Source organism: Devosia insulae DS-56, assembly GCF_000970465.2.
GTDB classification, from domain to species: domain Bacteria; phylum Pseudomonadota; class Alphaproteobacteria; order Rhizobiales; family Devosiaceae; genus Devosia_A; species Devosia_A insulae.
This window is the reverse complement of the sequence record NZ_LAJE02000218.1, coordinates 1-11,447: the sequence shown is the minus strand read 5'-3', so window position 1 is coordinate 11,447 and position 11,447 is coordinate 1. Positions and strand designations below refer to the sequence as shown.

Here is an 11,447-nt window from a genome sequence, read left to right as displayed (position 1 = left end):
CCAGCAACCCATCCAGCAGCCACTGCCCTGCTGGCCCTGGTGGGTTACTGCGTGACCACAGCGCATCGACCGGCAGCAGCCGTGGCCAGCCGCGCGGCGTCAGTTCAACCAGCGTGTCGCCGGCATACTGGCGGACCAGCCAGTCGGGCAGTTCGGCCCAGCCAAAACCCTGCTGCGTCAGTTCCAGCAGCATCAGGTAGCTCGGCGCCGACCAGGCGAGGCCGAGCGGCCTTGTGCCGCCGCCGACATAGCTGTTGAGGTAGATCTGCCGCGTCGCCGCCAGTTGCTCGGCGCTCGGGCTTCCGACGGTCGCCAGCGGATGCGCACGCGCCACGAACACCCCCATCCGGGTCGGCTCGGCCATTCGGGCCGCGGCGATACCGCTGGGATAGGACGGCGCCGCAGCGGTCACCGCCAGATGCGCCCGGCCGGCCTGCAGCAGGTCGATGACATCGGCCCCCTCGGCGATTAGGCACTCGAGCTCGATATCGCGATAGCGTCGTTCGAACTCCTGCATCAGCTCGAGATGGTCGCTCTGCCCATAGGTGTCGGAAAGGACGATGGTCAGCCGCGGCTCGACCTTGTCGGAGAGCCGCAAGCTCAGCGCCTCGAGCCGGTCGCCGGCAGCGAGGATTTCCTGCACATGCGCCAGCACCCGCCGCCCCGCCGCCGTCAGCACCGGCAGGCGGCTCGAGCGGTCGAACAGCGTCAGGTCCAGATCGGCTTCGAGGTTGGCGATCGCCGTGCTGATGGTCGACTGGCTCTTGTGCAACTGCCGGGCGGCGGCCGAGAACGAGCCGAGCGCCGCCGCCGCGGCGAAGGCTTCCATGGCTTCGGGGGAGTATCGCATCTATCGATGTTCTCGATGGTATCTATCTTGGTATACCGGAAAAATCGATGCTAGGTCGAGGCGAAATCAAACAGCTGAAGTGTGAGAACACCATGCAACTCCAGAACCGGTCCTTCATCGAGCGCATCGGCCACGCGGTCGGCTTCGAGGTCATCGCGCTGCTCGTCTGTGCGCCGATCGCCGCCTGGCTGCTCGACCGGCCGCTCAGCCATGTCGGGCTGCTGGCCATCCTGCTGTCGACCACCGCCATGGGCTGGAACGTCGTCTACAACCTCGGCTTCGACCGCCTGTGGCCAGTGGCCCGCGTGCCGCGCACCCTCGGCGTCCGGGCGCTGCACGCGCTGGGCTTCGAAGGCGGCCTGGTGCTGGCCGGCGTGCCGCTCGCCGCGTGGCTGCTGCACATCTCGCTGGTCCAGGCCTTCATGCTCGATATCGGCTTCTTCCTGTTCTTCCTGCCCTACGCGTTTGTGTACAACTGGGCGTATGACGGGTTGAGGCAGCTGTGGGTGGAGCGGAAGGTGGCGGGGGTTTAGTTCCGGTGGCTCCGCACCCCCTTGGAGGGCACCAACCATCCCACCCTCAAACCGGCTTCAACAACCGCAGATGATTGTCGAAGTTCAGCTCGAACGTCGTCAGCGGCGCTGGCGAGCCGGCAAGCCCACTCAACGCCCCCTCCCCGCTCGAAGCCAGGAGCCCAACTCTGTCCGGCGCGATGCCGCAGCCGTTGTCGAGCCCGAGGCTCGCGACCACTGTCGCGATATCCGGATCGATGGCGAGGATGGTGTTGCCTTCAGGCGAGGAGACGCCGATCAGCCCGCCATCGGCCGAGGCGGCGACCGAGCCGATATAGTTGCGGAGCTCCCCGAGTGTCGCGTCGGGCAGTTCGATCAGCCGGATCTCGCCGTCGCGCGTCGCATAGCCGACCAGTTGCGGGCGATCGGCCGAGGGCCCGCGGAACTGGCAGCCGAACCAGACGCGGCCCTGGTGGTCGAACGCCATGTGGCGGATCGACAGCTGGTGCAGCCCGCCATCGAGCCGCAACTGCCCGATCCGCTGGCCCGAGCGCCGGTCGACGAAGGCGATCGAGGGATCCATGCTGTCGAGGTTGAGCTCGGTGCGCCCATAATCGGGATGCGTCTCGATCCCGCCATTGGCGACGACGAAGGTCTCGCCATCGGGCATCAGCAGCATCTCGTGCGGGCCGGTGCCAAAGGTGTCGAACTCGCCGATCCGCTTGTAGCCGCCGGCGACGTCATAGATGCCGATCACCCCACGCGCATTGTCGAAATCATTCTCGGTCGCATAGAGCAGCTTGCCGTCCGGCGAGAACGCCCCGTGCCCGAAGAAATGCCGGCCCTCGATGCTGGTCAGCGTCTGCGGCTGACTTCCGCCACGGGGGTCGAAGATCACCGCGAACGTGCCCGGCTGGCGGGCGAACACCACCCCCTGCCCTGATGTCGGCGAGAACGTGATGTCATGTCCGCGATCCGGCAGGTCGACGGTCGAGATCACCGACCCCGCCTCGTTCACCAGCGCCGCGCCGAAGCCGCCTTCGCGCTTCTGGATCGACGAGGCGAAGATCAGTTCGGCGCGCTCCAGCGCTTCGGCGCGCCGCGGCAGCAGCGCCGCGGCAAAGCCAACGCCCGCTGCCTTCAAAAATGCCCGCCGCTGCCACATCGTCAGTCTCCGTCCAGCGACGAGAAGCCGACCGACAGGCCGAGCGCCGCCGCGAGGTTCTCGCCCAGAATGGTGTCGAGCGACTGGGTGACGATCACCAGATAGTCGAGCGCCTTCTTCTGTTTGGGGTCGGCCAAAGCCTGCTCCACCGGTGCGGTCACCACCTTGCCGGCACGCTCGGCATTGCCGAACTCAAAACTGGCGCTGTTCGACACCCAGAGGTTTTCCGCGGTCGTCGCCTCGGCGATACGGGATTTCTGCAGCAAGGCCGCGAGGCCCTCGAAATTGGCGTTGATCGACGGCACCGTCATGCCCGAACGCCAGAACAAAGCCGATTTCGGCTTCGGCGCCGCGCCGTCGCGGCCGAGGAACGGCAACAACCGCTGGTCGCGGATCGCCTCGGTGCCGTGCGCGAGGATCCCGGTCAGCGCCTCGGCCACCTCGCGGAAACTGCGATAGTCGGGATCGGCCTCGGAGGGCTCGAGCAGCCGCTTGGAAATCCCCGCCGGGTCGTTCCACTCGGCCGAGAGCTTCGCCGCGAGATCGGCCTGCAACGTCGCGATCGACAGCGCGTAGCGGCAGCGGAACGCCCATTGCGGGGTCGTCAGTTGTTCGGCGCCGGTGCCGAACAGCAGGAACTCCAGCGCCCCCAGCCCCTGCATGGCGACGCTTTTTCCCGCGAGCTTCTTGGGGTCGGCAGCATCGGGGTCCGCCTCGGCCAGCACACCCTGCACCTGCTTCAGCGCAATGCCTTTGCGATCGGGCCAGAACAGGATCCTGTCGTAGCGGTTGTCGGTCATCAATGGCCCGAGCCGGTAGAGCTCGACCCGCGACCACGCCACCACCGTCGATTTGAACTGCGCCTGCGCTGCTTGAAGGCCGGCGTCCGATGCCGCGAGACAGAGGCTGCCGACACTCATGGTCAGCGACGCGGTCTCGTCGGCATAGTGCGCGAAGCCGGGGCGGATCGCCTCGTTGATCGCCAGCGACACCACCTCTTCCGCCGTGAGCTTTTGCTCCTCAGCCAGCGCAGGCGTCAGGCTCAGCGCCAGGACAACGGCAAGCAACAGGCGCATCACAGCGACTCCAGGAAAGCGATCAGATCATCGCGCTGCGATTTCGGCATGTTTGCGAACGCATCGCGCGATTTCTGCGCCTCGCCGCCATGCCAGAGGATGGCCTCGGTGAGGGTGCGCGCCCGCCCGTCATGCAGGAATTCGGTGTGGCCGGAAACCGTCGCGGTGAGCCCGATCCCCCAGAGCGGCGGGGTTTTCCACTCATAGCCGTCGGCATCGCCTTCCGGACGATTGTCGGCCAGCCCTTCGCCCATGTCATGCAGCAGCAGGTCGGTATAGGGCCAGATCAGCTGGAACTTGTGCGCCTCGATCGGCGCCTTCCGCGAGGTCACGTATTTCGGCGTGTGGCAGGCGGTGCAGTTAGCCGAATAGAATGCTTGCTTACCGCGCAGCACCGCGGGGCCGCCGACATCGCGCCGCTGCGGCACGCCCAGGTTCTGCGAGTAGAAGGTGACGAGGTCGAGCACCGGGTCCGGCGCCTCGGATGGGCCAAGCCGGGCCTGCTCGCCGGTCGGCGCCGCAAGGCACTCGGCTTCTGCCGCCGTGCAATCGCCATGCGGCTTCATCACCAGTGGCGTCGAAATGCCGATATCGCCGGCAAAGGCATCGGCCGATTGTGCCCGGATGCTGGCGGCGCCGGCCTTCCAGCCGAAGCGGCCAAGCGCGCGCTGCCCGCTCACCGCATCGAGGATCATGTTGGGCCGGCCCGAAATGCCGTCGCCATCACGATCGTCGGGGTCGACCTTACTGAGGATATCCTCCTGCGGCACCTGCTCGAGCAGCCCGAGCCCGATCATCGGCGGCGCGACGCGCGGGCTCAGCAGCACGTCGTCGGCCAGCGGGCCATAGGCGAGATCGGAGACCGAGTAAGTCGGCCGCCGCAGCGTCACCACCGTGCCGTCGCCCAGCGTCACCGGGTCGTCGGCGTAGCTGATCACCATCTTGCCTTCCGGCTTGATCCCCTGGATGGCGAAATCCTGCAGCTGGCCGCCATAGGTCGGCTCCTCGATCACCTTGGCACCAGCCGCCAACGCTGCGCGGTCGGCAGCGTCGCGCGGCGGGATCGAAAGGCGCAGGAACATCGATACGGCATCGTCGCCATTGCCCGATGGCGTATGGCCGCGCCCGTCTTTGAGGTGGCAGTTCTGGCAGCCGCGCGCATTGAACAGCGGCCCGAGCCCATCCGACGCCTCGGTAGAGGCCGGCGACGACACCCAGAGTTTCCTGAACAGCGCGTTGCCGAGCTTGAACTCGGCTTCCTGTTCAAAACTGATATTGGCCGACGAGAACGAGAAGATGTCCTGGTTGACGCGCTTCTTCACCGTGCCGGCCCCGCCCGGCAGCTGCTCGAAATTCTCGGGTTTGGAGAAATCGCTGGTGGGCGCCGTAACCGACAGGACCCGCTTCAGGTCCTTGGGCGTCAAATCGGAACGGGTCCCGCCGTCGCTGGCGACGGCGAGACCCGCGATAAGGGTTATGACCAGGAAAACGGTCAAGCGCTTGTGCATGTCTCGCACTCTAGGCTTCCCGGCCATAGACCGGGATGAAACGCAGCATCGCGGATTCTGGCAACCCGCGACGCCGACAAAGCTTTGGAAAACCAAAGCCGGACTGAGACTCGGCTACTGGAACACGGCGTCCGGGTTGGTCAGGCTGTCCGACTGCTCGATGGTCACGGTGTCGCCGAGCTCCAGCAGCGCCACGGCGCGCTCGATACCACGGGTCTGGGCGATCAGGCCATCGATCGCCGCCTGCACAACCGCGTTACCTTCGGTATTCCCCTCGGCGATCATCTGGTCATACTTTTCGACCGTGTCGCCGCGGGTCTTCATCAGCTCCATCTTGGCGACGGTGTCGGCCAGCAGCGCCTTGAGTTCGGTATCGACGGCGGCGTCCTTGCTGGCAATCAGCTCCGAGATCGACGGGCCTTCGACCACCGAACCATCAACCCGGGTGTACTTGCCCAAATAGACGTTCTGGATGCCGATCGCGTCGTTCAGATGCGAGATGTAGGTGTTGTCCGAGAAGCAGTCGTGCTCCTCTTCCGGATCGTGCAGCAAGAGGCCAAGCTTCATGCGCTCGCCCGCCAGCTCGCCGAACGACAGCGACCCCATGCCGGTGAGGATAGTGGCGAGCCCCTGCCCGCTGAGCGCCGCGCGCGCCGCGCCGCCGTCCTGCCAGTTGGCGACCATTTCCTCGAGATCGGTGACCAGGAGGTCGGTCGCCGCATCGAGATACTGGCCGCGCCGCTTGGCATTGGCTTCGGTCGAATAGTCGGTGAACGGCCGCTCGCCGGCGCCGGCTTCCGTACCATGCAGGTCCTGGCCCCACAGCAGGAACTCGATGGCGTGGTAGCCGGTCGCGACGTTGGCTTCGATGCCGCCGGCTTCCTGCAGCGTATCCTGCAGGAACGCCGGGGTGATCTCGGCCGCGTCGACCTCGGTGCCGTCGATGGTGATCTTGGAATTGGCGATGATGTTGGCGGTGTAGAGCCCGTTCTCATCGCTCTCGGTGCCATAGGAGGCATCGACATAGTCGATCAGGCCCTCATCCAGCGGCCAGGCATTCACCTTGCCTTCCCATTCGTCGACAACCGGGTTGCCGAAACGGAACGCTTCGGTCTGCTGGTAGGACGGACGCGATGCCTTCCACGCCTCGCGCGCTGCGGCCAGCGTTTCCTCGCTCGGGTTGGCGATCAGTGCGTCGGTCGCCGCGTCGAGCGCCTTGGCAGTGCTGAGTGCGTCCTCGTAACCGGCGAGCCCGATATCGGCGTAGGTCTTGAGGATGGCATCGGCAGTGGGTTCGGCGGCATTGGCAAGCCCGGCGCCCATCGCCGCCATGCCGATCGAGAGGGCAAGCGTGCTGATCTTCATTACTGAAATCTCCTGGAGCAGGCCTGCGCGGGCCCGTTGGTAGGGCGGACTATCAAAGTGGATAGTCGGCTTCAAGAAATATCGACCCAGCTTGGAACGGCTCTAATCTGGCTTTCCTCCGCCCATCTCGACTCGCCCAAGCAAAACGGGCACTGTCACAATTGTCACAATTGACTTCGGAGGGGGTCCGAACGCTGTCTCGCCTGCGCCGCCTGACTTTGTCGGGGCAATGGATCGCCTCGCCTTCCACCGCGCACCTTGGGGGTGTCACGTGGCTGTCACACGGCCAAAATAGGTGAAGCGCGGCTTTAGGGGCTCCTCCCGAGTCAGGACAAGAAGCCAAAATTCCAGGGAGACTTGAGAATGATCGTCAAGAATGCGCTCGTCGCTTCGGTATCGGTCGCGGCCCTCGCCGCTTCGACCTTCACCGTATCGGCGCAGACCGACCTCGCCGCGCTGTACGAAGCCGCGAAAACTGAGGGACAGCTGACCACCATCGCCCTGCCGCACGACTGGTGCGGCTATGGCGCCGTGATCGAGGCCTTCAAGGCCAAGTACCCGGGCATCACCATCAACGAGCTGAACCCCGATGCCGGCTCGGCCGATGAAATCGAAGCCATCAAGGCGAACAAGGGCAATACCGGCCCGCAGGCCCCCGACGTGATCGACGTCGGTCTCAGCTTCGGCCCTTCGGCCAAGGCCGAAGGCCTGATCCAGCCGTACAAGGTCTCGACCTGGGATACGATCCCGGATTCGGCCAAGGACGCTGAAGGCTACTGGTACGGCGATTATTATGGCGTGCTGTCGTTCCTCGTGAACACCGACCTCGTTTCGAAGGTCCCGACCTCGTGGGCCGACCTCAAGGGCGCCGACTATGCCAACGCCGTGGCGCTCGCCGGTGATCCGCGCGCTGCCAACCAGGCCATCCAGGGCGTCTATGGCGCCGGCCTCTCGACCGGTGCTGCCGATGCCAAGGCCGCGGCCGACGCTGGTCTCGCCTACTTCGCCGAGCTCAACAAATCCGGCAACTTCGTCCCGGTGATCGGCAAGGCCGCTTCCACCGCCCAGGGCACCACCCCGATCGTCGTGGCGTGGGACTATAATGCTCTGGCCTGGCGCGATGGCTTTGCCGGCAACCCCAAGGCCGAAGTCGTCGTGCCGTCCGACAGCGTCGTCGCCGGCGTCTACATCCAGGCGATCTCGGCTTTTGCGCCGCATCCGAATGCCGCCAAGCTCTGGATGGAATACCTCTACTCCGACGAAGGTCAGCTCGGCTGGCTGGCTGGCTATTGCCACCCGATCCGCTTCAACGACCTCGCCGCCAAGGGCTCGATCCCGCAGGAGCTGCTCGACAAGCTGCCGCCGGCCGAGGCCTATGCCAAGGCCGTGTTCCCGACCCTCGACGAGCAGGCTGCCGCCAAGGAAGTGATCACCGGCCAGTGGGACGCCGTCGTCGGCGCCAACGTCCAGTAATATGACCAATGTCAGCTCTGTAGCTGACCCCGCGGCCGGCCCGGTTTCCACCGGGCCGGCCGTGCGCGTCGGCGGAAACCCGTTTCGATTTTTCACGCGGCTCCGCCTCGGCGATATCATCGCCATTGCGCCGTTCATCATCTTCGCTTTGCTGTTCCTCCTGATCCCGACGCTCGGCCTCGTGGTCGGCGCTTTCCAGGATCCGCAAGGCAATTTCACCCTGCAGAACGTCATGGACCTGGCGACGCCGCAGATCGCCGCCTCGTTCTGGATTTCGATCCGGGTTTCGGTGACATCGGCCGTGCTCGGCGCCGCCATCGGGCTCGCCATTGCGCTGGCCATCATCCGGGGCAAGCTCCCCTCCGGCATCCGTTCGACGGTGATGACCTTTTCCGGCGTCGCCTCGCAGTTCGCCGGTATCCCGCTGTCTTTCGCCTTCCTCGCGACGCTCGGCCGGCTCGGCCTGGTCACCGTGCTGCTGAAGTTCGCCGGGTTCGACCTCTACAAATCCGGCTTCAACCTTTTGAGTTTCTGGGGCCTCACCATCACCTACCTCTACTTCCAGATCCCGCTGATGATCCTGATCATCGCGCCGGCGATCGACGGGTTGAAGAAGGAATGGGGCGAGGCCGCCGCGACGCTCGGCGCCACCAATGGCCAGTTCTGGCGCTATATCGGGCTGCCGGTGCTGTGGCCGAACCTGCTCGGCACCTTATCGCTGCTGTTCGCCAACGCGTTCGGGGCGATTGCGACGGCTTATGCGCTTACCGGCTCGTCGCTCAACATCGTCCCCATCCTGCTCTATGCGCAGATCCGTGGCGACGTGCTGCATAACCCCGGCCTCGGCGCCGCGCTGGCGCTCGGCATGATCGTCATCACCGCGCTCGCCAATATCGTCTACCTGGTGATCCGCACCCGTGCCGAGAGGTGGCTCAAGTGAAGCCCGCCAAGCTCTGGAGCTGGATCATCTTCGCCTTCGGCGCGGCCTATTTCATCGTGCCGCTGCTCGCCACTTTCGAGTTCTCGCTGCGCATCCGCCGCGAGGGCTACACCTTCGATGCCTATACCTCGGTGTTCTCCGACGGGCGCTTCCAGGCCTCGTTCAGCTACTCGCTGCTCATCGGTGTCTGCGCCATCATCGTCGGACTGCTGATCGTCGTGCCCGCCGCCTATTACGTGCGGCTGCGCGCCCCGCATCTGAGGCCAATCATCGAGTTCATCACCCTGCTGCCACTGGTGATCCCGGCCATCATTTTGGTGTTCGGCTATATCCGTATGTACAACACCTCGTCTGCGCTGCCGCTGCTCGGCACCAATCTCGGCACGGACATCCTGCTGACGCTGGCCTATGTGGCGCTGGCGCTCCCCTACATGTACCGGGCGGTCGATACGGGGCTGCGCACCATCGACGTGCAGACCCTCACCGAGGCTGCCAATATCCTCGGCGCCAACCAGGCGACGATCATCGCCAAGGTGATCTTTCCCAACATCATCGTCGCGGTGCTGTCGGGCGCTTTCCTGACCCTCGCCATCGTCATTGGCGAGTTCACTATCGCCAGCCTCCTCAACCGGCAGGTGTTCGGCGTCTACATGCAGAATGTCGGCGCCAACCGGGCCTTCGAGCCCGCCGCGCTCGCCGTCATTTCCTTCGTTATCACCTGGGGCGCCATGGGCATGATCCAGCTGCTGGCGCGTTTCGCCCCCAAAACCGCTCGTAGGGACTAGACCATGGCCGAAGAATTCCTGCGTATCGACAAGCTGGTCAAAACCTTCGGCGGCAACCAGGTCGTCAAGGGCGTCGACCTCTCGTTCAACAAGGGCGAGTTCGTCAGCCTCCTGGGCCCCTCGGGCTGCGGCAAGACCACTATCCTCAGAATGATCGCCGGCTTCGAGCGGCCGGATTCGGGCCGCATCCTCGTCGAAGGGAAGGACATTTCCGGCCTCGCTCCCAACCAGCGCAAGATCGGCATGGTGTTCCAGGCCTATGCGCTGTTCCCCAACATGAACGTCGCCGACAATATCGGCTTCGGGCTGAAGATCGCCGGCATGCCCAAGCCGCAGCGCGAAGCCCGGATCGAGGAAATGCTGCAGCTGATCGGCCTTTCGGGCTACGGCAAGCGCTACCCGTTCGAACTCTCGGGCGGCCAGCAGCAGCGCGTCGCGCTGGCGCGCGCGCTCGCCCCCAGCCCCCGGATGCTTCTGCTCGACGAGCCGCTTTCGGCGCTCGACGCCAAGATCCGCGTCTCGCTGCGCGAGCAGATCCGCCAGATCCAGCGCGAGCTGGGGATCACCACGGTGTTCGTGACGCACGACCAGGAAGAGGCGCTGTCGATCTCCGACCGGATCGTCGTGCTCAACACCGGCAATGTCGAGCAGTTCGGCCAGCCGTTCGAGATCTACAACCGGCCGCAGACCAGGTTCGTCGCGACCTTCGTCGGCACCCTCAACACCCTCAACGCCACGGTCGCCGATGCCGGCGCCAAGACCGTGACACTCGGCGGCACCACTGTCACCATCCCGGCCCTCCCCGCCTCGGCGCGCAACGGCGAAGCGGTGGCGCTGACCATGCGGCCCGAAGCCGTGTCGCTGGCCAATGGCGCGACGCGCGACATCGTGCTCGACGGCAAGGTGGCCGAAGTCAGCTTCCTCGGCTCGGTGATCCGCCTGAAGGTCGACCTCGGCGACAACGCCGTGAACCTCGACACTTTTAACGACCAACGCACCCCACCCCCGGCCCACGGCGCGCCGGTCCGCATCGGGATTGCTTCGAGCGACGTGCTGGTGCTGGAGCGGTAGGGCCACTGCCCCCTCTCCCCTGAGGGGGAGAGGGCAAGTGCAGCTAGGACCGTCTGGTCCGTAGCGGAACTAGGGTGAGGGGTTCAGCTTCTCAGCGAGCGTGTGTTGAGCCGCTTCACCCCTCATCCGGCGCTTCGCGCCACCTTCTCCCCTGAGGGGAGAAGGGATAAAGGTGCCCCGCAAATCGCGGAGCACCCATGACCACCCCACTCGTCACCACCGACTGGCTTGCCGAACATATCGACGACGCCAATGTCGTCCTCGTCGATGCCAGCTGGTACATGCCGGCGGCCAACCGCAGCGGGCGCGCCGAATACCTCAAGAGCCACCTGCCTGGCGCGGTGTTCTTCGGCATCGACGATATCGCCGACAAGACCACCACCCTGCCCCATATGCTGCCGACGCCCGAGGCGTTTGCTGACGCCGTGGGAAAACTCGGTATCGCCGATACCGACACCATCGTCGTCTACGACGAAGCCGGCGTCTTCGCCGCGCCGCGCGTCTGGTGGAGCTTCCGTGCCATGGGTGCCAAAGACGTGCGCGTGCTCGACGGCGGCGGCCCGAAATGGCGCACCGAGGGCCGGCCGACCACCTCGGGCGAGGAGCAGCCGGCAGCCCGGACTTTCGTCCCGCACTACCAGCCGGCGCGGGTGCAGGATTTCAACGCCGTGCTGGGGCTCACCCTGTGTCTTCTACACATCT

Annotated in this window: 11 protein-coding genes; 6 read left to right on the top strand and 5 right to left on the bottom strand. The window is 65.4% G+C overall.

The genetic code is table 11. The features are described 5' to 3' along the window. A partial coding sequence (locus tag VW23_RS15585; protein ID WP_084646191.1) for a LysR family transcriptional regulator occupies positions 1 to 850 on the bottom strand: 850 nt, incomplete at its 3' end. A 92-nt stretch (positions 851 to 942) separates the two neighbouring features. Here VW23_RS15585 and VW23_RS15580 point away from each other — a divergent pair. Then, on the top strand, positions 943 to 1,383 hold the full coding sequence (locus tag VW23_RS15580) for a multidrug/biocide efflux PACE transporter (RefSeq protein ID WP_069910466.1): 441 nt from the start codon (positions 943 to 945) through the stop codon (positions 1,381 to 1,383). 46 nt (positions 1,384 to 1,429) lie between these two features. Here the strand turns inward: VW23_RS15580 and VW23_RS15575 are convergent, their stop codons facing one another. The 4 genes from VW23_RS15575 to VW23_RS15560 form a co-directional block, all read right to left on the bottom strand. Continuing rightward, positions 1,430 to 2,527 (bottom strand): DUF1513 domain-containing protein, encoded by a 1,098-nt coding sequence (locus VW23_RS15575; RefSeq protein ID WP_069910465.1) that lies wholly within the window; start codon positions 2,525 to 2,527, stop codon positions 1,430 to 1,432. Between the two features lie 2 nt (positions 2,528 to 2,529). Then, positions 2,530 to 3,603 (bottom strand): imelysin family protein, encoded by a 1,074-nt coding sequence (locus VW23_RS15570; protein WP_069910464.1) that lies wholly within the window; start codon positions 3,601 to 3,603, stop codon positions 2,530 to 2,532. Next, positions 3,603 to 5,111, bottom strand: a complete 1,509-nt coding sequence (locus VW23_RS15565; protein WP_244513607.1) for a di-heme oxidoreductase family protein — start codon at positions 5,109 to 5,111, stop codon at positions 3,603 to 3,605. The genes VW23_RS15570 and VW23_RS15565 overlap by 1 nt, the downstream gene beginning before the upstream one ends. A 114-nt stretch (positions 5,112 to 5,225) precedes the next feature. Then, positions 5,226 to 6,476 (bottom strand): imelysin family protein, encoded by a 1,251-nt coding sequence (locus tag VW23_RS15560; protein WP_069910462.1) that lies wholly within the window; start codon positions 6,474 to 6,476, stop codon positions 5,226 to 5,228. Positions 6,477 to 6,839: 363 nt separating this feature from the next. Between VW23_RS15560 and VW23_RS15555 the strand changes: the two genes are divergently transcribed. The 5 genes from VW23_RS15555 to VW23_RS15535 all read left to right on the top strand — a co-directional run. After that, positions 6,840 to 7,949 (top strand): ABC transporter substrate-binding protein, encoded by a 1,110-nt coding sequence (locus VW23_RS15555; protein ID WP_069910461.1) that lies wholly within the window; start codon positions 6,840 to 6,842, stop codon positions 7,947 to 7,949. Between the two features lies 1 nt (position 7,950). Further along, positions 7,951 to 8,889 (top strand): ABC transporter permease, encoded by a 939-nt coding sequence (locus VW23_RS15550; protein WP_084646189.1) that lies wholly within the window; start codon positions 7,951 to 7,953, stop codon positions 8,887 to 8,889. Next, positions 8,886 to 9,674: an ABC transporter permease gene (locus tag VW23_RS15545; RefSeq protein ID WP_069910460.1), complete on the top strand. Its 789-nt coding sequence runs from the start codon at positions 8,886 to 8,888 to the stop codon at positions 9,672 to 9,674. The genes VW23_RS15550 and VW23_RS15545 overlap by 4 nt, the downstream gene beginning before the upstream one ends. Before the next feature lie 3 nt (positions 9,675 to 9,677). After that, entirely contained in the window at positions 9,678 to 10,745 is a 1,068-nt protein-coding gene (locus tag VW23_RS15540) for an ABC transporter ATP-binding protein (protein ID WP_069910459.1), read from the top strand. Positions 10,746 to 10,942: 197 nt separating this feature from the next. Next, a partial coding sequence (locus tag VW23_RS15535; protein ID WP_141728353.1) for a sulfurtransferase occupies positions 10,943 to 11,447 on the top strand: 505 nt, incomplete at its 3' end.